The sequence below is a fragment of the Paraburkholderia phenoliruptrix genome (genome assembly GCF_019511605.1).
GTDB classification, from domain to species: Bacteria; Pseudomonadota; Gammaproteobacteria; order Burkholderiales; family Burkholderiaceae; genus Paraburkholderia; species Paraburkholderia phenoliruptrix_A.
In genome coordinates, this window is record NZ_JAEUAV010000002.1 from 308964 (window position 1) to 334023 (window position 25060).

At 66.1% G+C, this 25060-nt stretch carries 24 protein-coding genes; 6 read left to right on the forward strand and 18 right to left on the reverse strand.

Annotation, left to right across the window (positions count from 1 at the left end):
* Positions 1–104 precede the first annotated feature (104 nt).
* A complete protein-coding gene (locus tag JNB89_RS05070; RefSeq protein WP_013342858.1) occupies positions 105–1256 on the forward strand; it encodes a porin in 1152 nt (383 codons plus the stop codon).
* 103 nt (positions 1257–1359) lie between these two features.
* On the opposite strand, the gene gph is transcribed toward JNB89_RS05070, so the two are convergent.
* Together gph and JNB89_RS05080 are read right to left on the reverse strand one after the other, a co-directional pair.
* Positions 1360–2100, reverse strand: coding sequence for a phosphoglycolate phosphatase (gene gph / locus JNB89_RS05075; RefSeq protein ID WP_220361500.1), 741 nt, complete (start codon positions 2098–2100; stop codon positions 1360–1362).
* A complete protein-coding gene (locus JNB89_RS05080) occupies positions 2097–2876 on the reverse strand; it encodes an HAD family hydrolase (RefSeq protein ID WP_220361501.1) in 780 nt (259 codons plus the stop codon). Before JNB89_RS05080 ends, gph begins: the two co-directional genes overlap by 4 nt.
* A 268-nt stretch (positions 2877–3144) precedes the next feature.
* Here JNB89_RS05080 and JNB89_RS05085 point away from each other — a divergent pair, with 268 nt between their 5' ends.
* Positions 3145–4353: a beta-propeller fold lactonase family protein gene (locus JNB89_RS05085; protein WP_220361502.1), complete on the forward strand. Its 1209-nt coding sequence runs from the start codon at positions 3145–3147 to the stop codon at positions 4351–4353.
* 72 nt (positions 4354–4425) lie between these two features.
* Here the strand turns inward: JNB89_RS05085 and JNB89_RS05090 are convergent, their stop codons facing one another.
* Complete coding sequence (locus JNB89_RS05090) at positions 4426–6879, reverse strand: TonB-dependent receptor (RefSeq protein ID WP_220361503.1); 2454 nt, start codon at positions 6877–6879, stop codon at positions 4426–4428.
* 208 nt (positions 6880–7087) lie between these two features.
* Between JNB89_RS05090 and JNB89_RS05095 the strand changes: the two genes are divergently transcribed.
* Complete coding sequence (locus JNB89_RS05095) at positions 7088–8116, forward strand: histidine kinase (protein WP_220361504.1); 1029 nt, start codon at positions 7088–7090, stop codon at positions 8114–8116.
* Here JNB89_RS05095 and JNB89_RS05100 read toward each other — a convergent pair.
* From JNB89_RS05100 to JNB89_RS05155, 12 genes are all read right to left on the reverse strand, one after another.
* A complete protein-coding gene (locus JNB89_RS05100) occupies positions 8086–8748 on the reverse strand; it encodes a response regulator (protein WP_013342864.1) in 663 nt (220 codons plus the stop codon). The two genes, JNB89_RS05095 and JNB89_RS05100, sit on opposite strands and share 31 nt — an antisense overlap.
* 3 nt (positions 8749–8751) lie before the next feature.
* A complete protein-coding gene (gene pqqE / locus JNB89_RS05105; RefSeq protein ID WP_220361505.1) occupies positions 8752–9987 on the reverse strand; it encodes a pyrroloquinoline quinone biosynthesis protein PqqE in 1236 nt (411 codons plus the stop codon).
* A gap of 4 nt (positions 9988–9991) precedes the next feature.
* Positions 9992–10261 carry a pyrroloquinoline quinone biosynthesis peptide chaperone PqqD gene (gene pqqD, locus JNB89_RS05110; RefSeq protein WP_013342866.1) on the reverse strand — a complete coding sequence of 90 codons (270 nt, stop codon included), beginning with the start codon at positions 10259–10261 and terminating at the stop codon, positions 9992–9994.
* Positions 10258–11010: a pyrroloquinoline-quinone synthase PqqC gene (gene pqqC, locus JNB89_RS05115; RefSeq protein WP_013342867.1), complete on the reverse strand. Its 753-nt coding sequence runs from the start codon at positions 11008–11010 to the stop codon at positions 10258–10260. Before pqqC ends, pqqD begins: the two co-directional genes overlap by 4 nt.
* Before the next feature lie 161 nt (positions 11011–11171).
* Complete coding sequence (pqqB, locus tag JNB89_RS05120) at positions 11172–12092, reverse strand: pyrroloquinoline quinone biosynthesis protein PqqB (RefSeq protein WP_220361506.1); 921 nt, start codon at positions 12090–12092, stop codon at positions 11172–11174.
* Positions 12089–13084 (reverse strand): alpha/beta fold hydrolase, encoded by a 996-nt coding sequence (locus tag JNB89_RS05125; protein WP_220361650.1) that lies wholly within the window; start codon positions 13082–13084, stop codon positions 12089–12091. The genes pqqB and JNB89_RS05125 overlap by 4 nt, the downstream gene beginning before the upstream one ends.
* A gap of 47 nt (positions 13085–13131) precedes the next feature.
* Complete coding sequence (locus tag JNB89_RS05130) at positions 13132–13698, reverse strand: cytochrome b (RefSeq protein ID WP_027212768.1); 567 nt, start codon at positions 13696–13698, stop codon at positions 13132–13134.
* 14 nt (positions 13699–13712) lie between these two features.
* Positions 13713–14573 (reverse strand): formylmethanofuran dehydrogenase subunit C, encoded by an 861-nt coding sequence (locus JNB89_RS05135; RefSeq protein ID WP_220361507.1) that lies wholly within the window; start codon positions 14571–14573, stop codon positions 13713–13715.
* A complete protein-coding gene (fhcD, locus tag JNB89_RS05140) occupies positions 14570–15568 on the reverse strand; it encodes a formylmethanofuran--tetrahydromethanopterin N-formyltransferase (RefSeq protein WP_220361651.1) in 999 nt (332 codons plus the stop codon). Before fhcD ends, JNB89_RS05135 begins: the two co-directional genes overlap by 4 nt.
* A gap of 19 nt (positions 15569–15587) precedes the next feature.
* Positions 15588–17288 carry a formylmethanofuran dehydrogenase subunit A gene (locus tag JNB89_RS05145; RefSeq protein WP_220361508.1) on the reverse strand — a complete coding sequence of 567 codons (1701 nt, stop codon included), beginning with the start codon at positions 17286–17288 and terminating at the stop codon, positions 15588–15590.
* Positions 17285–18826, reverse strand: a complete 1542-nt coding sequence (locus JNB89_RS05150) for a formylmethanofuran dehydrogenase (RefSeq protein WP_220361509.1) — start codon at positions 18824–18826, stop codon at positions 17285–17287. The genes JNB89_RS05145 and JNB89_RS05150 overlap by 4 nt, the downstream gene beginning before the upstream one ends.
* Positions 18827–19116: 290 nt before the next feature.
* Positions 19117–19863 (reverse strand): HisA/HisF-related TIM barrel protein, encoded by a 747-nt coding sequence (locus JNB89_RS05155; protein WP_220361510.1) that lies wholly within the window; start codon positions 19861–19863, stop codon positions 19117–19119.
* 13 nt (positions 19864–19876) lie between these two features.
* Between JNB89_RS05155 and JNB89_RS05160 the strand changes: the two genes are divergently transcribed.
* The 3 genes from JNB89_RS05160 to JNB89_RS05170 all read left to right on the forward strand — a co-directional run bounded on the left by JNB89_RS05160 (position 19877) and on the right by JNB89_RS05170 (position 22913).
* Complete coding sequence (locus JNB89_RS05160; protein WP_220361511.1) at positions 19877–20965, forward strand: ATP-grasp domain-containing protein; 1089 nt, start codon at positions 19877–19879, stop codon at positions 20963–20965.
* Positions 20962–22086: a hydantoinase/oxoprolinase family protein gene (locus tag JNB89_RS05165; protein WP_220361512.1), complete on the forward strand. Its 1125-nt coding sequence runs from the start codon at positions 20962–20964 to the stop codon at positions 22084–22086. The genes JNB89_RS05160 and JNB89_RS05165 overlap by 4 nt, the downstream gene beginning before the upstream one ends.
* 236 nt (positions 22087–22322) lie before the next feature.
* A complete protein-coding gene (locus tag JNB89_RS05170; protein ID WP_028359695.1) occupies positions 22323–22913 on the forward strand; it encodes an aspartate kinase in 591 nt (196 codons plus the stop codon).
* Positions 22914–23105: 192 nt separating this feature from the next.
* Here JNB89_RS05170 and JNB89_RS05175 read toward each other — a convergent pair whose 3' ends face one another.
* The 3 genes from JNB89_RS05175 to pqqA form a co-directional block, all read right to left on the reverse strand.
* The gene (locus tag JNB89_RS05175) at positions 23106–23849 is read right to left on the reverse strand and encodes a (5-formylfuran-3-yl)methyl phosphate synthase (protein WP_220361513.1); all 744 of its coding nucleotides are present in this window, start codon (positions 23847–23849) and stop codon (positions 23106–23108) included.
* A 77-nt stretch (positions 23850–23926) separates the two neighbouring features.
* A complete protein-coding gene (locus JNB89_RS05180) occupies positions 23927–24511 on the reverse strand; it encodes a DUF447 domain-containing protein (protein ID WP_220361514.1) in 585 nt (194 codons plus the stop codon).
* A gap of 99 nt (positions 24512–24610) precedes the next feature.
* Positions 24611–24685: a pyrroloquinoline quinone precursor peptide PqqA gene (gene pqqA, locus JNB89_RS05185; RefSeq protein WP_013342881.1), complete on the reverse strand. Its 75-nt coding sequence runs from the start codon at positions 24683–24685 to the stop codon at positions 24611–24613.
* Positions 24686–25060 lie beyond the last annotated feature (375 nt).

Below are 25060 nucleotides of genomic sequence, written 5' to 3' on the forward strand. Positions count from 1 at the left end.
ATGATCTGCGTGTGGCAATTTGCAAACACTTTTATTGAGTTTCGCATTGATCAATGTATGCTGCGCATCCGCAATGCCTTTTAAACTCGAATAAAGGAACAAGGATGAAAAAAACAGCATTCACTTCCGCGTCTCTCGCATTTCTGGTTGCCGCGGGATCCGCGCATGCACAGAACAGCGTGACGCTGTACGGCGTGATCGATGCCGGCATTGGCTACGTGCATAACGCCAGTTCGAACAGCAATCTGGCCGGCATGATCAACGGCAATCTGAGCGGCGACCGCTGGGGCCTGAAGGGTCAGGAAGAACTGGGCGGCGGCCTGAAGGCAATCTTCACGTTGGAAAACGGCTTCGACGTCGGCACGGGCAAGCTCGGTCAGGGCTCGCGCGAATTTGGCCGCCAGGCGTTTGTCGGCCTGACGGGCGCTACGTGGGGCACGCTTACGGCCGGCCGCCAGTACGACCCGATCACGGACATGGTGCAAGGCGTCACGGCCGACAACTTCTTCGGCTCCGCATTCGCAACGCCGGGCGACGTCGACAATAACGACAACAGCGCGCGCGTGTCCAACGCGGTCAAGTACGTGTCGCCGAACTACGCCGGCCTGCAGTTCGAAGCACTGTATGCATTCAGCGGCGTGGCAGGTCAGGCGGGCCAGGGCTACACCTACAGCGGCGCCGTCTCGTACTCGAACGGTCCTTTCTCGCTGGCGGGCGGCTATCTGCGCGCGACCAACGCATCGGCAACGACTGCACGCTCGAGCTGGGCGAGCAGCACGACTGATTCGATCTTCGACAGCCATATCAACGACGGCTACGTGACGGCGAAATCCGTCAGCATCGCGCAGGTCGGCGGCCAGTACGTGATCGGCCCGGTCACGCTGGGCGCCTCGTATAGCAATACGCAGTTGAAGAGCGACGGCGCTTCGACGTTCACCGGCACGGAGAAGTACAACAGCGGTAAGGCCTTCGTTGCGTATCAGGCGACGCCGGCACTGGTCGCGGGTCTAGGCTACGCGTACACCGCCGCATCGGGCGACACGTCGGCGCATTACCACCAGATCAGCCTCGGTGCGGACTACAACATCTCCAAGCGCACCGACTTCTACGCGGTTGCGGCCTACCAGCATGCGAGCGGCACGCAGCGTCTCGCGGATGGCACGACGCAAAGCGCACAGGCTTCGATCGGCTCGTACGGCTACAACGGTACCGATTCGCAAGCGCTGGCAATTGTCGGTATCCGTCACAAGTTCTGACGCGGATAGGCATGCTGTAGCTGCTGGCAAGCAGCTTTGTCAGCAGTAGAAAGGGATGACCCGGACGCATGCGTTCGGCTCATTGTCATTTGGGGTGCGAGAACTATGACGCGGCCTTCGCACGTGCGTGCTCGCCGCGCGGCGCAAGCAGATCGGGCAGTTGCGCGAACGAGTCGATTGATGCGGCGCATTGCAGCGCCGCTGCGCCATCGGGTCCGCCATAGCCGTAGCTCACGATGAACGCCGGCATGCCCGCCGCACTCGCCGCGCAGACATCCACCGGCGAATCGCCAAGCAGCACGCTGCACTGCGGGTCCACGCCGAGCAGCCGGCACGCGTGCCATAGCGGTTGCGGCGCGGGCTTCATGCTGTCGATGGAATCGCCCGCGACCAGCACTTCGAGGTAACTCCAAAGCCCTGTCATGCGCAGCAGCGGCGCGGCCAGTGCCTCGGGCTTATTGGTCACGCACGCAAGGCGGTAGCCGAGCCGCCGAAGTTCGCGAAGACCCGCGGCCACGTGCGGATAAACGTAGCCGTAGCGCCCATTGGTCTCTTCATAATGCCGATGAAACAGCGTGAGCGCGGTCTCCTGGTCCACTTGCTCATTTAGTGCGGCGGCTGCGAGCGTACGCCTGACCAGGTTCGGCACACCCTTGCCGATAAAGCCGCTGACCATCTCGAAGGGCAACGGCGCGTGGCCGAAATCGGCCAGCATGCGGCTCGCCGCCTCGACAATGTCCGGCGCAGTGTGGACCATCGTGCCGTCAAGGTCGATCAGCACGGCATGCGTTGCTGATCGCACGGACCCTTGTAGATGCGGCGAACCGGGCGGCTGCGCGATCATGCTGCCGCCGCTGCGTGGGCCGCATCGAATGCCTCGCGATGCCAGCGGCGCAACGTATCCAGATCCACCCATGCGGGGCGCTCACTTGCGCTTGGGGAAAGAATAGGCGCATGCGGATCGCCGAGATGAGGCAGCACGACGAGCGCGCCTTCGAAAGAATGATCCGCGGTATACGCTGTCGGCGTCACGATGGTTGGGACGCGTGCCGCACGCGCCGCGCGCAGGCCGTTGGCGGAGTCTTCGAACGCGATGCAGTCCGGGCCTTGCAAGCCGAGTAGCCGGAGCACGTCGAGGTAGACATCCGGTGCGGGCTTCTTTGCTTGCGTCGTGCCCGCGTCGCAGATCGCGGCAAAACGGCTGCGCCATGTCGCGCCTAGCGGTCCTTGCAGCAGAGCGTCGAGATTTGCCGGCGTGGTGGTCGTCGCGATCGCCACGGCAATGCCGGCCGCGTTCGCTTCGTCGAGCAGGCGTGCAATGCCTGGCCGCAGCGGCAGGCCGCCATCGCGCACGCATGCCGCATAGTGACGCGTCTTGATCGCATGGACCGCGTCGATCACGGCGCTCACGCCGGGGCCGCGCGCTTCGTCGGGATCGACAATGCGCCAGTAATGCAGCAAACGCTCCTTGCCGCCTGCCACCTGGAGCAGACGCGCGTAGAGCGCTTCGTCCCAGTGCCAGTCGAGCCCCGCGTCCGCGAACGCCATGTTGAACGCGCGCAGGTGCGCGCTTTCGGTATCGGCCAGTGTGCCGTCGACGTCGAAGATCAGGGCTTGCATGGGCCGCTCCTCAGCTTGTGCCGAAGCGCCGGCAAATGAGCCGGCGCGATGCAGTCAAGATAGCCAAGTGGCGCGACGAGTTGAATTCAGAGATTCTTTGCGACTCGATAACGCATCGTTTAACACTTGCGTGCGACGCGGTTCGACCGTGCCAGGCCAATTCGGGAAAATCTCCCGCCGCTTGTCCGTTGTCAAACGATCCCCCAATGCACTACTTTGCTTGAATGCCGGCTCGCGCGGCACAGCGCTTTCATAACGGAGCACAACAATGGTGGAGACACGCTTTCGCAACGCAACACGGGGACGCGCCCTCGCTTCGGTTGGTATCGCGGCCGCTATCGCGGCGCTACTCGGTGCGGGCTGGGCGCATGCCGCGGCGCCGCTCGCCTACGTGACGAGCGAAAAGGCCGGAGTGGGTGTGATCGACCTCGATCAGATGAAGTTGACCCGGACTTTCGCCGTGGGCGCCGCCGGCCCGCGTGGCCTCAGCCTGAATTCGAACGGCTCGCGGCTGCTCGTGGCCAACAAGAACACCGGCGAGCTGGCGGTGATCGACACGGCTTCGGGGCAAGTCGTGCAGCGTGTGAAGATCGGCCAGAACCCCGAGTTTGTGCGCGTGCACAACGGCTATGCGTATGTGACCTACGAGCCGGGCGAAGAGGGCGGGCCGCCCAGGGCGAACCCGCAGGCTGGCAAGCCGGCGGGGCAGAAGCCGGAAAAGGCGGACGGGGCTGCCACGGGGACCGCTGCGTCCAGCAAGGCCGCCGAGACCGGCTCCGGCTCCGGCAGTGGCGCGAACCACGCACCCGGGCATGCCGACGACGATGACGACGCCAACAAGCCGCCCGCCGAGATCGCGATTGTCGATATGAAAACCTGGCGCGTGGTGCGCTCGGTGACGAGCGGCCACGAAACCGAGGGCATCGAATTCTCGCGCGACGGCAAGCACATGCTCGTCACCAACGAAGGCGACGACACGGTCTCGGTCTACCATGCGCGCACCGGCGCCCCGGTGCGAACCGTGAAGCTTGCGGCCGGCGGGCGTCCGCGTGGCATCCGGCTGTCGCCGGACGGCAAGGAGTATGTGGTCACGCTGGAGTCGCTCAGCAAACTGGTTGTGATCGACGCGCGCACGTTCAAAGTGCTGAATACTGTCGATACCAAACTGGGCCCCTACGGCGTCGCCTATGGTCCGGACGGCAAGCGGCTTTTCGTAGCCGCGGCGCGCGACAAGACGGTGCAGGTATTCGACGGCCACAGCTACGAGCATCTCGCCGACGTGCCGGTCGGGCAGCGTTGCTGGCACTTCAGCTTTACGCCGGACGGCGCGAAGCTGCTGGTTGCCTGCGGCCGCTCCGATTCGGTGTATGTGCTCGACGCCCACAGCTATCAACCGATCACGCAGATCGGGCCTTTGCCGCTGGCTTGGGGCATCGTGACCTATCCGCCTGGCGACGGCTCGATCGAATCGCGCTGATACGTGCCGTTGCCGGTCATGCCGCGAAGTAAGGACGCGTCGCGTCGCGGCATGACCGGCTTCTCTTGCACGTCACTTCCACGCATAGCGCAGACCGACCCAGAAGCCGCGCGGCGCGCCGGGGCCGATGAATTGCTCGTTGCTCGCATTCGCGCCGTCGAAGGTATGGTTCGGGCCGTTGAAGAAGTTCTCGCCGAGCGTGCCGAAGCTCGCATAACGCTTGTCGAGCAGGTTCGTGACGCTGGCAAACACCTGCAGTTGCCTCGTGACCTGGTAAGACGTGTCCAGGTCGATCAGGAGGTAGCCCGCGATCTTGCCGTTGACGTCCTGGTTGTTCTCGTCGCCCTGCGCATAGATGCCGCCGCGCCAGGTGAGGTTCGCGCCGACTTTCCACTTCGCGGTGGCGGCATAGTCGAGTTGCAGCTTGACCGTATTTGCCGGAATGCCCGGCAGATGGTCGCCGGGCTTCACGGCGATGTTGCCGTTTGCGTCCGCGCTCGAATTGCTGGGGCTGCTCTCGGTCCACGCGGACCGGTAGGTTGCGTCGATATAGCTGTAGCTAGCGGTCACCGCAAGCGGGCCGAGCTGGCTGCGCCCCGACAGTTCGAAGCCTTGCCGGCGCGTTCGCCCCACGTTCTGGAAGAAGCCGCGATTGCTCGCGGCACCATTGCTGGCGATGAATTCAATGTCGTTCTCCAGCGTGGTCCGGTAGACGGCGGCGCTCCAGGTCGTTGCCTGGCCGATTCGTCCGCGCGCACCTAGTTCGAAGGTCTTCGAGATCACCGGTTGCAAAGACGGGTCGGAGACGAAATCGTTCGGCAGCGAGCAGGGCGCGGCGGGGTCCGCGCATGCGAGCTCGATAGCGGTCGGCGAGCGCATGCCTTCGTTGTACGTTGCGTAGGCCGTGAACGACGAAGTTGGATTCCAGTTGATGCCGAGCGCCGGATTGAAGCGCGAAAACGTATGGTGCCCGTTCAGTTGCGGCTGGCTGCCGCTGGCATCGCCGATGGTCGCATCGGCCCAGTTATAGCGGCCCGCGAGCGTCAGCGACCATTGTTTGGTGAGCGCTAGCGTGTCCTGCAAGTAGATTCCGTAGTTGCCGTTATGCGTTTTCGCCGCGGTTTCCCGCTCGAAGTCGCCGACGCCTACCGTCGCGCGCGACGCAGTGAAAACCGCCTCCTGCGACGATTCCGTGTAGCGCGAATTCGCAATGTCCGCCGACACACCGGCGACAAACTGGTTCTCCATGCCGCCCAGCTTGCCGAGCAGCGTGAGTTGCAGACTCGCGCCGAAACTGTCGGTGGAGACGACGGATTGCTCGTTGGTTGCCTGCCTGGTGTCGATGTCGCCGTCGTCGTCGAGCGAGCCGAAGTTCGGGTTGACGTTGCTGCTCAGATTGCTGTTGCGAAAGTGCCGGTAATACGCATTGCCGCTCAGTTGAACGTTATCGCTGAAGTAATGCTCGCCCGCGAGGGTCACATAGCCCGCGCTGTTCAGATTCTGGTCAGGATACGTATACGGTTGCTTTGGATTGCCAAGGAATGAGCGCGGAATGGTTTGCGTGCCGTGCAGGTCGTTATCCGCACCGCCTGCGGACAACGACAGCGTGGTGTCCGCGTCGGTATAGCGCAGTTTGCCGAAAATCTGCCGCACGCGGCTGGCGTTCTGCTCGGCCCAGCCGTTGTCGTTCGCGACGTTGCCGGTCACGTAGTAGTCCAGGTTCTGGCCTATCGTGCCGCCCTGTTCGATCTGTGCAGACTTGCGGCCCCACGAGCCGAGCGCCACCTCGGCCGCGCCGCCGGGACTCGTCTTGCCGTTCTTGGTCGTGATAGCCAGCGCGCCGCCAAGCGTGTTCAGTCCGTAAGTGGGATTGGAGCCGGGGATTATCTGGAGCGTGTCGATAGCCTGTTGCGGCAGTACGTCCCAGTTGACCACGTCGCCGAAGGGCTCGTTCACACGCACCCCGTCGACGAACACCGAAATGCCTTGCGGCGTGCCGAGCAGCGGCGAGGCCGTGAAGCCGCGATAGTTGACGTTCATCTGATACGGATTGCCCTGCGCATCGGCGATATCGACGCTCGGCAGGTTCTTCGCGAAGTAGTCGGTCAGCGTATTGCGGTGCTGCGCTTCGATGTCGCGTGCGCGGACGGTCTGCACATTGGCGGGCACTTGCGCGAGCGGCGTGCCGACGCCAAGCAGCGGCGTGGTGCCGACCACCACCACCGGCGCGAGCGTGGTGGTCGGCGCGGCGTCGTCCGCTTCGGGCGCAGCGGCCGCTTGAGCGACCTGGGCCGCTTGGGGCGCTCGAGCCACTTGGGCCACTTGAGGCACTTCGGCCACTTGAGGCACTTGAGCCACTTGAGCGGCTTCCGGCGATACCGCCGCGGATGCCGCCGCTTCGGCCTGCGCCCATGCATCCGCCGAGATGCCTCCGAGCGCGCTCGCGAGGCCAAGGCCGATGCGGGCCCGTCGCCGCACTCCGGATGCGCGGTTTCTCGCGCCGCGCGCGCGTGAAGAGGTATTCATTTTTCTGTCTCCTGGCCGCAGGTTCGACGCCTTGTCCGTAGCGCAGCCATGTGGCTGCGTACGTAGCGCTTTCTTTCAAGGTGTGCAAAGCTTCGCATGCGCAGTCGTCAGAAAGCGCGGGAGCTTTTCCCGAAATCGCGAGGAAGCGTTCCCAATCTCCTTGCAGCGAAGCGACCTGTCCGGGCGGCCTGATTAGAATGCAAACGTGATGTCGAGCGAATCCACCCAACCTTCTTCGGCGCGCCGCGCTCCGCCTTCTTCGGCGGTGTCGCGCGATCTCTGCTGCGTGATCGCGCTGACCCTGCTCGCAGCGCTGCTCGGTTCGCTGTTCGACGTGAGCGAGCGCGCGTACTGGTGGACGCGCGGGCTCGAGCGCTTTCAACTGGACGAATTGCCGCTCACGCTGTGCGTGCTGTCGCTGGGGCTCGCATGGTTCGCGTGGCGCCGCTATCGCGACACCCGCAGCGAGCTCGCGCATCGGCGCAGGCTCGAAGAAGAGGCCGAGCGCCTGCTCGCCGACAACCGGCGCCTTGCGAACCAGGCGTTGCAGGCCGAGGAGAGTGAGCGCCGCCACCTCGCGCGCGAACTGCACGACGAGCTCGGCCAGTATCTCAACGCAATTTCGCTCGACGCAGCGCGTATTCGCGACCTGTCCGCCGCGCGCGAGCCGGAGATTCATCGCATCTCACTGGAATTGATGCAGAGCGCGAGCCACGTGTACCGCCAGATCGGCGGCATGATTCGCCGTTTGCGACCTATCGGTCTGGACGAATTCGGCTTGCCGAGCGCGCTCGAGCATTGCATCGACGGCTGGCGCGAGCGGCTACCCGAGGCGTCGTTTTCGCTGACGATAGAAGGCGATTACACGGGCCTGAGCGACGCGCTGACTATCACGCTGTACCGGCTGGTGCAGGAAGGGCTCACCAACGTTTCGAAGTTCGCGCGTAACGCGCGCGTGGAAGTGTTCATGGTGCGCGCGCCGCGCGACGCAGCCGCACCGGCGCCCGCGGACAATACCCGGAACAATGCGCCCGTCGACGAAATTGTCGTGACGATGGCCGACGACGGCCCCGGCGTGGACCTCGCTGCGCCGCGCGCGGGACTGGGCCTGATCGGCATGCGCGAGCGCGTCGAAGCGCTCGGCGGCGAGTTTCATGTGGCGAGCAGGCCCGAGGGCGGCTTCCTGTTCTGTGCGCGCGTGCCCGCTCACGCGGGACTGGCAGAACCCGTAAACTGAAGGCCGAGGCGGCTCGCCATTTGCGCAAGCTGCACGCCGTTGTCCGCGCCGAATTTTTGCCGTATCACCGACTGGTGGTTGGCCACGGTCTTCTGACTGAGCCCGAGCTTCTCCGCGATGCTCGGCAGCGTGTAGCCTTGCACGAGCAGGCGCAGCACCTCGAATTCGCGCGCGGACAACTGCCGGCCCGGCGGCCCTTCGCTGAACGCATTGCGCAGCGCGAGCGCCTGCGAGATGTCCGGACTCAGATAGCTCGCGCGCCTCGCGACAATGCGCACCGCTTCGACCAGCACGTCGGGGGCGCTTGCCTTCGTCACGTAGCCGAGCGCGCCCGCGTCGAGCGCGCGGCGCACGAAAATCGCTTCTTCGTGCACGCTGAAAATCAGCACGCGCGCATCCTGCTCGCGCGCGAGCATGCGCCGCATCGCTTCTATACCGCTTGCGCCCGGCAGCGACACGTCCATCACCACGACATCGGGCCGCAGCGCGCAAAAGCGCTGATACGCCTCGGCTGCGTCGGCCGCTTCGCCGCATACATGCACGTCGGCGTTCAGTTCGAGCAGGCGCCGGTAGCCTTCGCGCACTACCGCGTGATCGTCGACGAGCAACACTGAGATGTTCGCCGCTGTCATTGCTCAACCTCCGGTGTGGCCGCCGTCGTTCGGCGTGCGGTGCGATGCGCCGTGCGCGAGCCCGTCATCCGCGCGGGCGGAGGTCAGCTTGCGCGAGTTCGCATCGTTGCGAAAGACAATCGGTTGCTCGCGCGGCGCATGGGCAGCCGCGGCGGCGAGGCGCGTGACGTCGACCACCTTCTCATGCGACGGCGACTTGTCGCACACCGGGTCTGCGTTGGCCGCGTCGCCGGTGAGCAGATACGCCTGGCAGCGGCAGCCGCCGAGGTCCCGTTCCTTTTCCTCGCAACTGCGGCACGGCTCCTTCATCCATTGCAGACCGCGAAAGCGGTTGAATGCGTCGCTCTCGTACCAGATGTCGCGCAGCGGCGTGTCCTTCACATTCGGCAGAACCAGTCCGGGCAACGCGCGCGCTGCATGACAGGGCAGCGCGGCGCCGTCCGGCGCGACGCCGAGGAACACCGCGCCCCAGCCGTTCATGCAGCGCTTCGGGCGTCGTTCGAAATAGTCGGGCACGACAAAGAAGATCTTGCAGCGCTCGCCGTGTTCGCGGCGATAACGTTCGACGACCGCTTCGGCTTCGTCGAGCTGCTCGCGCGTCGGCATGAGTTGCGCCTGGTTGTGATGCGCCCAGCCGTAGTACTGCGTGTTGGCAAGTTCCAGATATTCGGCGCCCATGGCAAGCGCCATGTCGATGATCTTGTCGACGTGCGGCAGGTTATAGCGGTGCAGCACGCAGTTCAGCACCATCGGAAAGCCATGCCGCTTGATGGATGCCGCGACGCGCTGTTTGAGATCGAAGGTGCGCGTGCTGCTGAGAAAGTCGTTGAGCTCCTGCGTCGAGTCCTGAAACGACAACTGGATGTGATCGAGTCCGGCCGCTTTCAGCTCGCCCAGACGCTGATCCGTGAGGCCGATTCCCGACGTGATGAGGTTCGTATAGAAGCCGAGCGCGCGTGCTTCGCGCACCAGCACTTCAAGGTCGTCGCGCATCAGCGGTTCGCCGCCCGAAAAGCCGAGTTGCGCGGCGCCGAGCGCGCGTGCTTCGCGTAGCACGCGAAGCCACTGCTCGGTGCTGAGCTCGCGGTTGTGCGCGGTGTAGTCGACCGGGTTGTAGCAGAACGCGCAATGCAGCGGGCAGCGATACGTCAGCTCCGCAAGCAGCCACAGCGGCGGCGGCACGCCCGCCGGCGCGGCTTCGCGCTGCGCACTTGCAACGGGTTGCGAGAGATCGGTCATCGCGCTACTCCAGCCAGCCGCGCGAGTGCGCTTCGGTCACGAACGCGCGCACTTCGGGACCAAGCCCGGTGGTGTTGAACGCCTGCTCCAGATCGGTAATCAGCGCTTGCATGTCGCGCGTGCCGTCGCAGCGTTTGAGAATCTCCGCCGCGCTCTGGTTGAGCTTCACCATTCCTTCCGGATAGAGCAGCACGTGAGCGTTTTGCGCGGGCTCCCATTGCAGCCGGAACAGCTTGTTGAGCGCGGGACGCGCGGCGTCGAGCATATCGTTCATTGCGGGAAAGCCTTTTCGATCGAATCCAGCATGGTCCACAGAATGTCGAGCTTGAACTGCAGAATCTCGAGCGCGCGTTCCTGCTGATCGCGCCGCGTGAAGTGATCCAGGGTGACTTCGAGGCCATGCTCCACGTCGCGCTGCGCGAGCGTGATGCGCGAGCGGAAATACGCGAGACCGGACGCTTCGATCCACGGGTAATGTTCGGGCCAACTCGCGAGCCGGTCGCGGTGAACTTGCGGCGCAAACATTTCCGTCAGCGACGAACACACCGACTCCTGCCACGGCGCACGGCGCGCGAAATTCACGTAGGCGTCCACGGCAAAGCGCACGCCAGGCGTCACGTGCTTGAGCGACCACAGTTCGTCGCGCGAAAGGCCGACCGCGTCGCCCAGACGCGCCCATGTTTCAATGCCGCCTTCTTCGCCGCCGTAGCCGTCGTGATCGAGAATGCGCTGCACCCAGCGGCGGCGCGTTTCGCGGTCGGGACAATTGGACAACACGGCCGCGTCTTTCAGCGGAATGTTGATCTGATAGTAGAAGCGGTTCGCGACCCAGCCGCGAATCTGCTCGCGCGAGCAGCCGCCGCTATTCATCTTCACATTGAACGGATGATGAATGTGATAGGCCGTGCCCTTCGCGCGCAATTGCGCCTCGAATTCCTCGCGTGTCCAGGCGGGCTCGGCGGTGCTCGCGCTGCTGTGCGCAGCGTGCGATGCCGTTGTTCCCAAGGTGTCTTTCGCGTTCATGCAATCTCCAGTTCTTCTGCGACTTATTTGCGACTCATCGTCTGCGACTCATGGGCGACTCATGCGACAGCGCATGCCGCGCGGTCGCGCTTCAGAGTTCGAAGCTCAGAGTTCGAAGCTCAGAGTTCGAAGCTCAGAGTTCGAAGCTCAGAGTTCGAAGCTCATAGTTCGAAGCTCATGCCGTCGTGCGCGACTTCAATGCTGTGTTCGGCAAGAATGCGCCGCTCCGGGCTGTCTTCGACCAGAATCGGGTTCGTGTTGTTGATGTGGATCAGCACCTTGCGCGTGTCGGTCGTGCCGAGCGAATCGAGCACTTCAATCATGCCACCAGGCCCGGATTGCTGCAGATGACCCATGTCCGCCGCGGTTTTGCGCGATAGCCCGAGACGGATCATTTCGTCGGCGGTCCACAGCGTGCCGTCCACGAGCAGCAGGTCCGCTTCGCGCATTGCCGCGAGCACATGCTCTTCGATTGCGCCGAGGCCGGGCGCATAGAACATACGCTTGCCGTTCTGCTGGTTCGTGAAGACGAGCCCAATGTTGTCGCCGCGCTGCGGCGCATTGCGATGCGGCGAATAAGGCGGCGCCTTGCTGGAGAGCGGCAGCGCGTCGACGCGCACGCCCGGCAGCGCGTGGACGGCAAGCGGCGCGCCATCCAGCGCAATCCGGCGATGTTCGACGCCACAGTAGTGCGAGAGGATCGGCGCAATTGGAAAGCCAGTCGAGAGGTCTTGCCAGACGGCGTCAGTGGCGTGCAGCGGCAGCGGCGTGTCGCGCTCGCGCAGCATCAGAAGGCCGGTGACGTGGTCGATTTGCGCGTCGATCACGAGCACCGCCGCGATGCCGCTGTCGCGCGCGCGGCGGGCCGGTTGCAGTTCCGGGTTGGCGGCGATCTGCGTAAGCAGGTCGGGTGACGCATTCACCAGCAGCCAGTCCTCGCCGTTTGCGCTGACTGCAATCGACGATTGTGTGCGGCGCTTCGCCTTCAGCGTGCCGCGCCGCACGCCGTCGCAATTGCGGCAGTTGCAGTTCCATTGCGGGAAACCCCCGCCCGCCGATGAGCCGAGTACCTTGATTTTCATGCTGCATGGCGCAGGTTGCGCCCCTCTTCAGTGGATGTCAGGAACAGTGTTGCAAGCGCATCGGCCACGCGCGCGTGCAAAGCCGGATCGCTCGCGAGATGACCGGCGCGCACGCACTCGACACGGGCAGCCGGAACGGCGCGCGCAAGGCGCTGCAGGTTGGCCGGCGGACACACCGGATCGCGCGAGCCATGCACGGCGGCAAGCGGCACGCCGGCCGCGGCGGCGCGCCGCGCGAGCGACAGGAGCCGCGTTTGTCCCAGCCAGCAGCGGTGCATCAGGTAATGCGACTGGATCCGGTACTTGTCCACGAGCTTGCGCGTCGCTTTACGCGAGTGTCGCGCGGGCGCGTGCGGGCGCCGCGAGCCCGCGCTCGCAAGCACGGCGTTTTCGTAGCCGCGCCAGGCGAGTGCCAGCGCGCGCTGTTGTGCGTCGCTCGCGCCGCCGTGTTGCAGCCGTGCGTGGCAGCGTGCCAGCAACGCGGCCGGCCGCGTGCAATGCGCGGCAGCGCAGAGTTTCGTCCACGCGTGCGGCGCGCGCTTGCGCGAGCCGACGAAGAGGCCGCGAACTTCGCGCATCGAGGTGAGAAAGAGGCCGCGCAGCACGACGCCGGTCACGACTTGCGGATGCTGCCCCGCATACGCGAGCGCAAGCGCCGCGCCCCACGACCCGCCGAGCACGCCCCAGCGTTCGATGCCAAGCAGTACCCGCACCGCTTCGATGTCTTCGATCAGCCGGTCTGTGCGGTTGTGGCGAATGCTGCCGCGCGGCGAAGAGCGCCCGGTTCCGCGCTGATCGATCAGAACCACTTTGAAGCGCGTGAGATCGAAGAGCCGCGTCGAGCCGGGCTGACTGCCGCTGCCGGGTCCGCCGTGCAGCACGACGACCGGCACGCCGTGCGCGGCGCCTGCAACCGTGAACGACACGCGGTGCGCGTCGCCGGTGCGCAGCGTGCGCCGGCGCGGCGTGGCCTCGCGCGGCGTTTGCGGCAGGCCGCGCGTTGCGTCGCGGCCCGAGCGGGACAGAATGCGCGCGTCTTTCACGGCAGCATCCTCGCCAGCAGATTGTCGCGGTCGATCCACTGATGCTTGAGCGCGCCCGCTACGTGCAGCGCGATGAGCGCGATCAGCACATAGGCCGTCACCTCATGAATGCCGAAGAACAGTTCGCGCAGACCGGCGTCGTCCCAGCCCCACTTCGGCAGAGGCAGGCCCCAGAAGCGCGTGCCATAGCGGTTGAACGACGAGCCCAGATAGCCCGACACGGGCATGGCCACCATTGCTACGTATAAAAGGCCCTGCGTAGTGCGCGCGGCGGCGCGTTGCCACGGTCGCATCGGCGGCAGCGGCGGCCGGTGAAAGGCCGCACGCGCCGCGATGCGCAGAAGCACCAGCAGGAAAACCGTCAGTCCGATGGATTTGTGAAGGCTCAGCAGCGTGGCCTTCACCGGCAAACCCTTCGGCAGTCCGACCATATAGAGGCCGAGCGCCAGCAGACCGATAATGCCGAACGCAATCAGCCAGTGCAGCGCGATCAACGAGCCGGCATAGCGCGGCGTGGACGTGTCGGCGCGACGCGGTGCGGAAGAAGTATGCGCGGTCGTCATCTCGGCCTCCCCGGTTAGTCCACGACTAGCAACTCGCCGCGCCCGTCGACCGCGGCGTCGCCTGTATAGCGGCGCGGCAGCGCGGCCGCGCGCCACCGTGAGAACGGCGCGATTTCGCCTTCCAGACTGCGTACCAGCAACGACCAGAATACGTCGAAGCCGCGGCCCCCGTCGGCGAACGTTGGCGGCAGATTAGTGGGACGCTGCGCAAACAGCAGGGTTCCGCGTCTCATACCGTATGCATAATGCGCGCCCACCTTGCCGGCAATGCCGACGGTGCCCGCCACCAGCCGCGACGCCGCGAAGTCCCCCGCATTGCCGCCCACCAGCACGAGCCCACGGCGCATCCGGTCGGCAAGCCGCGCGCCTGTGTTGCCGTGGATGCTAAGCGTGCCGCCGCTCATGCCTTCCATGTCGCCGGCGAGCGCGCCTGCCGCGAAATCGCCGCAATTGCCCGCCACCGTGAGCCGCCCGCCGCGCATTTCGCAGGCGGTGAAGTGGCCGGCGTCGCCGTCGATACGCAAGACGCCGCCGCTCATCTGAAAGCCGCACTGATCGCCGGCCGAGCCGCGCACGAGCAGATGCCCGCGCGTCATGCGTGCGCCGAGGCGGTCGAGCCACGGGACGGCGTCTTCTATGACGAGCGCGGGCTCTGCGTTCAGCGCGTTAGCCGCGTCTGTCGCGCTTGCCGCTGCGTCGCCGCTGCGCGACACGTCGAATACATCGGCGACGACGCAACGCTCGTTGCCCGCCGGCAGCACGAGGCGCTCGATGTCCGCGATCGCGAGCGTCGCGAGCGGTGCCGGCAGCAGCGCGGACGCATCGACGCGAAAACCGGGCGGCGTGCGCAGCCGCAACGTGGTGACGACGCTCATGCGCTGCTCCCGCCTAGGCCGGCCGCCAGTTGCTGGAGGTGAAAGTGATAAGGACCGAGCTTGCCGCCGTAATTGCCGGCGGAAATGCGCAGCAAGCCACCCGCGCGCCCGAGCGCCGCCGCCGCGACGATGCCCGCGGTCATTGCGGCGCCGACGTCCGCTTCGGTGAGTCCGTCAATCACGATCTCGAGCACGCAGCCCACTTCGGCGCTGAGTTCGCTGCGCGGCGAGAGGCCGGTGAGAGTGGGGCAGAACGCGTCGTTGGTGGACGCGGTGGCGCCCTTGTATTTCGAGCCGACTTTCGATCCCGAGCGCACCACGCCGCCCGGAAAAGGCATGATGACGTTCGGCAGCCGGCGCATTGCCGCCACTGCTGCTTCGGCGGCGGCGAGCGCCGCGTCCATGTCGCGCGCGAGCAGAATCAGGTTGCCGCCGCCCACCGCTTTCACCGTGGGCGCGGTTTCTTCGCAGACGAACTCGCCGTCCATCACCGGCACGCGCCAGTAGCGCGTGTCGCCAAGCATCTTCGAAATCTGCCAGCCGTCGCCGAAAAAGCGCAGGTTTTTGCCGAGCGGCGCGAGGTCCGACAGCGGCGCGCGGCTCGTTTGCGGGTCGATGCCGCGATACACGGCCGTGGTCGGACAGGTGAGCACGCATTGCCCGACGCGCCGTTCGATCTGCTTCGCCAGTTCCTTCGACGACACCGCGAACAGCAGCACCGCGACGCCGGGCCGGCCGTCCGGCGTTTGCTCACGCTCGAGCGTGCATTCGACGCCGGCTTCGCAGCCGCAGCCGATCACCGAGGTCGCGAAGCCCGTCAGCGAGTGCGCGCCGTTCATCGCCCACGCCGGCGTATGCGCGGTGATGACGAGGCGCGTGGCCTTCATCGGGAATGCTTCGGCGAACGTGGCGTCGATTGTGGTGCCGTTGATCTGCAGGGTGGGCGTGTCGCTCGTCGTATCCGAGCCGGCGTGCGGGGCAGCGATGTCAGCCATATGTGCCATGTGAGCCATCTCAGCCGTGCGCGAAACATTCGACGGGCAGCAGCTTGCCGCCGCGGCAGCAGTGGCAGACCTCGTCGTCGCTGATCGCGGCATGCGCGAAGTTGGTAGCGAGATTTGCTTCGCTATAGGCACGCACGCGCTTTTCGATGCCGCGGTCGAACTCGGGTGAAACGAAGTGAATGCCGCCCGTCGGCGTCGAGACGAGGGTGCCGTCGCGCGCCACCAGCTCGCCGTCCTTGAACACATAGGCGGGCGACGTGAACATCCGCTCGCGATCCGGATCGTCACGATAGACGGCGATGTCCGCCGCCGCACCCGCGCCCAGATGGCCACGGTCGCGCAGTCCGAGCAGCCGCGCCGGTCCGGCGCGCGTGATGATCGCGATCTCGTACAGCGAGAATTCGCGCGTCAATTGCGGCAATGCGCTCGCCACCTGTGCGTCGGCATGCAGCTTGGCAAGCTGCTCGTCGCGAAACGACTTGTCCATCAAGAGACGGATCAGATGCGGATAGCTCGTGAACGGACCGCCGTTCGGATGATCTGTGGTCATCGCGACGCGCCACGGGTCGTCCACCAGCAGGAAAATCTCGAGCCCGATGATCCATTGCAATGCATTTACAAAGCTCTGCTCGCGATAGCGGAACGGCACCACGCCGCAGCCCGCGTCGCATTCGATATCGCCCACCACCCACTTGTGCGGCCGCGCGAACGGCGCGTTGCGAAACTGCATCATCGTGTCGCCGGACGCGGTGACGGTCTGCCCGAAGATAATCTGGCCGACGTCGATCGACACGTTCGGCCGCGCGTTCACGGCTTCCGCGATGCGCCGCGCGCCCGACGAAAACTTGAGCGGCCCTTCAGTGCCGTAGCTGTGAAACTGGATGTGCGTGAGATGGACGGGCAAGCCGTCGGCGGCGTCCATTGTCGCGATGGTTGAATCGAGGTTGCCCGGCACGCCGAGATTGCTCGCATGCACGTGCAGCGGATGCGGCACGCGCAGCTCGGTGAGCGCGCGCGTCAGCGTGTGCAGCACTTCGCGCGGCGTGATGCCGTAATGGGCGTGCGGCTCGTCGACGTCGAGCGAGCGCTGGTTGAACTTGAACGCCGAGATGCCGCCAGGATTGACCACTTTTACGCCGAGCGCCTTGCTCGCATGAATGGTCCAGCCGACGTAGTCGCGCAGCCGCTCGAAGTCGTCGCGCGCGGCGAGCATCTGCAGGAACAGCTCGTCGTTGCCGAGCATCACGTATGCGCCGTGGTCGATGATCGGCGTGTCGCCCATTTCGAGGTGCGTATGGCGCGCGTTGGACGGCATCATCGCCGGTTCGAACGCCGCGGTGTAGCCCATTTCGGCGTAGCGGTAGCCGGTGGCGAGCGTGCCGGGCGTGCAGACGCCGCACGAAGGCAGCCGCAGATAGCGGCCGTTGGCGTCCTGCACGGATTCGTATGCCGCGTCGCGCACTGGATCGTCGCGATGATCCTCGGGCAGTAGAAGCCGCGACAGATTGGTCTTGCCGCCGCCGATATGCGAATGCATGTCGATGCCGCCCGCCATGACGATCATGCCGGAGGCGTCGTATTCGCAATCGGCAGGAACGTTCGCGGGCACGTCGACGATACGGCCGTCGCAAAACGCGAGGTCGCGGCGCTCGCCGTCGACGTTGTTGGCCGGGTCGAAGACCGTGCCGCCTTTGAGCCGGATCAGCGTCATGGGCGCACCTGCGGGGGAGGAGCGGGTGGGCTGGCTGGCTGGGTGGCTGGATGAGTGGTTAGCGGAGCGGCCAATTGAGCGCCGTACCCAGCAGCCGATCCAGCACCCGACGAAGCACTCGCTCCAGCCTCCAACTGAGCAGCCGCCCCCGCCGCGCGCAGCCGTTCCTCGAGCTGCGCAGCTACTGACGCCACCGTCGCCAACGACGTCCCGCGAGCGGCCGCGAGCGGCATCACCACCGAACTGTCGAGCCGGAACAGATGCCCGCCGCTGTCCACGCCGGGCGTCGCGACCGGAATGAACACGGTGCCTGGGCCGCGCGCGGCCGCCGTGCGCGCGAGAGCCGGGTGGCCCAGCACGATGGCCGGCACGTCGTCGGCAAGCGCTTGCGGCCACGCGGACGGCGCGAAACTCGCGACCCACAGCAACGCGTCGATCTCTCCGTCGGCGAGCAGTCGTTCGGTGCGATAGCGGTGCGGATCGTAGTCGAGCGGCGCGCTGCCCGCCATGCGCGAGGGCGCCGACACGCGCGTGCGCAGCGGCAAACCCGCGAGCCAGGTCACGGTCTGGTTGACCGTCAGAGCGCCGTCATCGCCGCCGAGCGCAAGGCCCCCCGCGCGCGCGCCGAGATTCGACGCCTTCACGATGCGGTTCAACGCTTCAATCAGCAAGGCGGCATGCGGACCGGGCAACGCGCCGGGCTCGTAAACCAGCACCGTGTAGCGGGCCGCGTCGATGCGCGCCTGAAGCGCTTGCAATACGGCAAGCGTTTCTTTCACGCGCGCCGCGTCGGCCACGTCCTGATGCAAGGCGCTCGGCGGACGCCTGTCGCTGATCGTGGACCACAGCGCGAGCGTATCGAACGGATCGAACGGATCGGCGTTGGCGAGGATCGACTCGACGCGCACGTTATCGAGGCCGCTTGCCGCCGGGTCTGCCTCGCAGCCGATGAACACGAGTTCGCGCGGCGTCGTGCTTCCCGCCACCGTGCGCGTGAAAAAGCGCGGGTAGCGCCGCGACGGCTGACAGCCGAAGAACAGCAGTAGGTCAGCGCGCGAGCGCACCTCGGAAAGCGTCGTGAAGAACGAGCCGCGGTCTTGCAGCGCGAGCGTCGCCGCGCTCAGCGCGTCGCCATGCTGGTGGTCGAGGATCGCGCCGCAGCCGGCGGCGAGCGGGTAAAGCGCGCGAGCCCCGGCCACGTCGGTGCCGAGGCCGCCGAACAGCGGCCGGCGCGCCGTCGAAAGAATCCGGGCCGCCTGCGTGAGCGCCGTGTCGAAGTCTGCGTCGTGACCGTCGACGCTTGCACGGCACTGCTCGTCTGCCGGGCCGTAACACGCGAGAGCTTGCATGAGGCGTGGGCAGTCGGTGTTCTGCGCCGAGAGCGTGGCGTCGCTGTGCGACTCGATCGCGAGGTCATCGCACAGCAGCGGACAAAACGGGCAGGTCCAGTCGCGGGTGATTGACAGCACCGACGAGCCGGGCGCGTGCGGAGCGCCCAAGGGGCTGGTCGTCGACGGATCGGTGGGCGAGAGGTGCATGGGGCGACTTTTAGCAAGCTCCATGCCGAGGTTTTGGCTGCCGCGTAACGTTGGGCTTCGCAACGCACCGCATCGGTCATCTCCGGCCTAAACCGTCGCAGGGCCGCGAGGCGGGCACAGGGTTGAGCGCGCTGCGCCGCGCGCCATTGCGTCAGTCTGACGCAGCGCACAGGTTGTGTGTCGTTCTGGAGCAGAGTGTCACCCGCGGCTTGCCAAAGCACGATAAAGCTTGCCGTTTGTTTACCGTCATCCCCTTTCCGCCGATTGGCATAGAACTTGTTTTGCAGCGCTTACGTCGATGCCGCAAGCGGACCGCCGATGCGGCGGTCATGCAGCGCGGACGCGACGAGCCACGCGAGCGCGCCCGTGCGAGCGGCAGCCGCCATGTCGTCGCCGTGGCGAATGCCGCCGGCGCCGATCACCTCGGTACCGGCAGGCGCCGCGGCACGAATGCGCTCAAAGGTGGCGAGATCGGGACCGTCGTAGCTGCCGACCTGATCGAGCGTCATCGCGATTACTTTGCGCGGCCACCATGAGCGCGCGGGCTCAGGGCTTTCGCAAACGCCTGAGGCGCAGAGTAACTGGCCGGCGCGGTGGTCGAGCGAGAGGATCGGCGCGAAGCCGGCGGTTTCGGCCGCGCGCAGCGCGTGAATGTCTTGCAGCGATTCTGTGCCGAACACGGGCACGAGCGTCGCGGCAAGCGGCGGCGCGAGCGGGCCGCTTGCGTCGATGCGCGCGAACAGCGCGAGCATCGACGGGTAGTCGGCATAACCGGCGTCGAGCCAGATGTCGACGCCCGGCAGCGCGGCACGCAACGCGGCGAGCGTCGCGACGTGAGGGCGCTGCTGCAGGATCGCGCCGAGGTCGGCGATATAGAGCGTGCGCGCGCCGCTTGCCGCAAGCAGCGCGCGGGCGATGTCGAGCGGCTCGCTGGTGGCGGCCAGCGACGAACGTATCGGCAGATAGCCGGCCCGTTCGCCGCGCACCGCGCGCACGACGTGGCCGTCGAGCAGATCGAGAACCGGTATCACCTGCATAGGGGCGCATCCTTTGACCAAGATCTTTGTCTTCGAGTATCTCACCGGCGGCGGCATCGACCCGGCGCTCGCCGGTGCCGCGAGCCTCGCGGACCTGAGCGCGCTGATCGTCGAAGGACGCGTGATGCGCGACGCGCTGGCCGCTGACCTGCGCAGGCTCGACGGCGTGCAGGTCAGCATTGCGAGCTCGCGCTTTGAAAGCGTTGACCCCGCGCTCGTTCATTGTATGGCTGCGCCCGGCGAATCGATGACGGCCTTCGTCGCGCGGGCGGCGCGGCAGCACGACTATGCGTGGATCATTGCGCCGGAGTGCGACGGCTTGCTGCTGCATCTGTACGACGCGGTCGGTGCGACGCGCTGGCTCGGCTGCGCGAAGGAAGCCATCCGGCTCGCGTCGAGCAAGAGCGCGACCGCCGCGTGCCTCGCGGCCCACGGCATTGCGACCACGCCGGCCATCGAGCCGGGGCAGGCGACAGCGCACGCGGGCAGCAAATGGGTTGTGAAGCCGGACGACGGCGCTGGCGGACTGGACACGTTCGTATTCGACGACTTCGCGCAAGCCTGCGCCGAATACGACGCGCGCGCGGCCGCCGCACGCAATCCGGTACTGCAGGAGTGGGTGGACGGCGAGCCGTTGAGCCTTTCGCTGATCTGCGACGGTGCGCGCACCGAGCTTGTCAGCATTAACCGGCAGCGCATTGGTCTCTTCGAGAGTACCGCGCCGGGCCAACGCGCGAGCATCGTCGAATTCGACGGCGTGACGGTCAACCAGATCGACACGGGCAGCGACCACGGCAAGACGCTGCGCGCACTCGCCGAGCGCGTCGCGAGGGCCATTCCGGGACTGCGCGGCTTTGCCGGGATAGACGTGGTGTGGCACCCGTCACGCGGGCCTGTCGTGATCGAGGTCAATCCGCGCCTGACCGTCGCTTATGCGGGACTCACTGCCGCGCTTGGCCGCAATCTGTCGGCGGCGTTGCTGGCGGCGCATGGCGTGCGGATTCACCCGCGCGAGCACGGCGAAACAGACGCACACAACGAACCGGATAGCGCGAGCGCGCGCTCGTTCGACGCTCACTCTGCTTGCGGAGCACAACCATGAACTCGCCACGCATGAAAGCGTCCGGCGGCGCGCCGGTGTTCGGCTGGGATGTCGGCGGCGCGCACGTCAAAGTGTCGATGAGCGATCGTGGCGGCGTGCTGCTCGACGTCGGGCAATGGGCCTGCCCGTTGTGGCAGGGGCTCGAGCATCTCGAGCACACGATCGACCAGGTGTTCGAGCGCTGGCCGGCTGCGAAGACCTACGCCGCGCAGCACGCGGTGACGATGACCGGCGAGATGGTCGACCTGTTCGAAGACCGTTCGCAGGGCGTGCGCGCGATAGCCGCGGCGCTCGGGCAACGGCTCGGTCCGCGCGTCGCGTTCTATGCAGGCGAGGCCGGCTGGTTGACGCGCGAGACCTGCGCGAGCGGCTGGCGCAGCGTCGCGTCGGCGAACTGGCTTGCGACCGCGCGCTGGCTCGCGACGCGGGTTGCGAACGCGCTGCTGGTCGACGTGGGCAGCACGACCACCGACATTATTCCGGTCGCCAACGGGCGCGTGGTTGCGCGGGCATCGACGGATGCCGGGCGGCTCGCGACCGGCGAGCTCGTGTATCAGGGCGTGGTGCGTACGCCGCTGTGCGGCATTGCGGGGCGCGTCGAGTTCGGCGGCGCGACGGTCAACGTGATGAACGAATGGTTCGCGACCACCGCCGACGTATACCGGCTCACGGGCGAACTCGCGCCGCAGTACGACCTGTACCCGAGCGCCGACAACGGCCCCAAGACCGAACTGGCGAGCCGCAGACGCATTGCACGGATGATCGGCTGCGATGCGCATGAAGCGAGTCCCGCCGAGTGGCGCGCGTTTGCGTTGCGCTGGCGTGACCTGCAATTGCGCGAGATCAGCGCGAACCTGATGCGCGTGACGGCGGCTCACCCGGAACTGGCGGCCGCGCCGCTCGTGGGCGCCGGCTGCGGACGCTTCCTCGTGGCGGCGCTCGCCCGCGAGGAAGCGCGCGGCTATATGGATTTCGGCACGCTCGCGGGCGGCGCCGCCGCGCAGGCCGACTGGGCCGCGACCTGCGCGCCGAGCGTCGCGGTGGGGTTGCTTGCGGCGACGCGCGCTGCTGCGGCGGGCGAGGGCGCGTATGGTGCGCAGGCGGCGTTCCGGGCGGCTTGATTGATGAGTTACGCGGCCTGAACGACGAACCGTGCGACGGAGGGCTGCGGCGGAACGAGAGCCGCGAGCGGTGCGAGCCGTAGTAGCGGAACAAGCGGAACAAGCGGAAAACCAGCACCCTTGTGCAAACCCAGCAAACCCGGTACGCCGCCCCAACCACAGGAGACCAGCACCCGAGCAAACCCGCAGCACAGCAGACAAGCAAACGAGGTTAATCGCAAACGAGGACAACGATCATGTGGGTGGTCAAGATCGGGGGCAGCCTGAGTCACGAGCCGGCGCTGCGCCAGTGGCTCATGGAGCTATGCGAGGTGGGAGGCGGGCGCATCGTCATTGTTCCCGGCGGTGGCGATTTCGCGGACAAGGTGCGGCAATACCAGAGCGAATGGTGTTTCGACGATCTCGCCGCGCACAATATGTGTCTGCTCGCGATGACCCAGTACGCGCTCCTCATGCAAGGCGTGCTGCCTGAGCTCGTGCTCGCCTCGAGCGAGGCGAAGATCCGCCGCGCGCTGCGCGACGGCCATGTCGCAGTGTGGGTGCCGACCGCATTGATGCGCGACACGCCCGACGCAATGAGCAACTGGGACACGACCTCGGACAGCCTCGCCGCCTGGCTCTCGACCATGCTCAACGCCGAGCGGCTGATCGTCGTGAAGTCCTGCCCGATAACGGGCAACGAGCGCCTCGACACGCTCGCGGCCGCAGGCGTGGTGGACCGCCGCTTCGTCGATTACGTGAACGAGGCCAATTACGTGGTCGAGCTGTTCAACAAGGACAATGTCGAATTGATGCGCGACCGGTTGTTGAACACGCCGGTGATCTGAACGCAGGCGTGCGCCGGCTCGGGCCGCGGCGCATGCATCGTCTCCGCATGACGGCGCGGGCGCGACTGGCGCTGCTGCTCTGCGTGCCCAGCGCACGGTACGCGGTGCACCGTGCGCCGAGCGCCGTCCGCGCCGCGCCGTCTACGCCGCGCCGTCCACGCCGCGCCGTCCACGCCGCGCCGTCCACGCCGTTTAGACAGACACGGCTCCCGCTCCTGCATAATCCGCCGCGATGCCCGCGGCGCGGACCCCACCGGAGCTACGGTGCAGCGCATCGGCCCATTGAGCGACACGTTGCGGATCGAGCCGCGAGCGTCGACCATCCACGCACAATGCCGTGCGAAAACCCGCCACGTCCGGCGCGAGCGCATGAATCTGCGCCAACTGCGCCCAGCCCAGCGACCCGGCGAGCCCGCACATCGCGCCTCGCTCGCGTATCAGCCGCAGCCATCGCGCGAGCGAGTCGCTGTCCACGTGATCGAAAAGCGTGCTGCCGTCCTTGGCCGACGTATCGAACATCACGCCCGCAAAACCGAGCGACGCGGCGTGCGCGACCAGTGCGCCGTCCATGCCGCCGTCGCATAGCAGGACCGGCACCACTGCCGCGGGCAGATTCGCCAGATGGTCGATGCAGCGGCGTGCTGCCGGGCCGGGCGTCACGCCCACTTTCACGTAATCGACACCCGTTTCGCTGACTTCGATTACGCGCTCGGCGATTTCATCGAGCGCTTCGGGCGGCAGGTCGCCAATCGTCGCGCTGATCGGCTTGACCGGATAGCGGGCGCGAAGCTCGCGGACGATCCGCGCAATCTCGCCAGTCGACACGCCACCGAGGGGGCCCATGTTCGGCTCCTTGAGATCGATCAGATCCGCGCCGGCGCGAGCGGCGTCGAATGCTTCGTCGTGCGAGCGGACACTCGCGAGCAATGCCGTCATCGGTGTTCTCCGAAAAGAGCGGGAAAAGTGCAACAGAGAGTGACTACATGGCAAACCATGCAGCGGGTCAGAGGCGACTACGCGGCCTGGCCGCCGGGCGCTGCAAGCCGCTCGCGGTGCCGGGCGACAGCCGACGTGAGCCAGCCCCACGCGGTGCGCTCGGCGTCGCCGGCGGTTTTGTCGATGGCGATCTGCAGGTAGGCCATCTCGCGATCGACTTTGTCGGCCGGCAGCATGAAGAGCCGGCTCACCAGAATCGCGCCTTCCACGACGGCTGCCTGCGCGCGGTTAAAGCCGGTGAACGGCGCATGCGTTTCGCGATGCACGCACTTCATCCGCAGCACAGGGCGCTCATTGTCGTCGCGCAACTCGTGCAGTTCGAGTTCGGCATGGGCAAGCGATTCGGCGAGCCTCACGCTCGCGACGCGGCTCGCGGCGAGCGTCGGCCATTCGGTGGCGCAATGCGTGACGCAGCCCGCAAACACGCGGACGTCAGTGGTGAAATTGAGCACCGCCGCGCGCGTGGCGACGATGTTATCCAGTGTGACGGACGGACGAAATGGCGACAGGATGACAAAGTCGTCTTCATAAAGGGCTCCCATCGGCGCGACATGAGGACGGCCATCGCGCGCTGCGGTAGTGACGATCGTTTCGTGGATCATGGATGGGAACGCGTGTCGCGGCAGCGCTTCGGGCCGCCCGTGTTACTGACGATTAAGAGTCGATTCGCAGAGGGGCCGCATTACGCGGCCCATGCGGGCTTAACGCGTAGCGATATACATCGTGATTTCGAAACCAAAACGCATATCGGTGTAGCTCGGAGTCGTCCATTGCATAGATGCTTCCTCCATTGGTTGAAACAGCGTCATGCCGTCGGCCCGGCAGGGTGCCGGACTTCATGGGCATGATCTGCTACGCAAGCTTCGTGCCGGACCGGCAACGGCAACTCGTGCAGCCAATGCCGCGCCGCACTCCGGTTTTTGCCGGACAGCGCGGCGCGCATGCTTGTGCGCCGCGCGCGGGCCTGACGGCGTTTCGTGCGGCGCACTGTTCCGATAATGCAGCAAAGTGTGCCATTGGGGATGAAAGACCCTGGTGCGGGTGTCACTAACGATCGCCTTTCGTGCGGCGACGGCGTGGACCAGGAGACATTCACTTTGCGCATCTGCTAAAAACCCGCTCCACGATACGCGATCGATAACCTATCGATT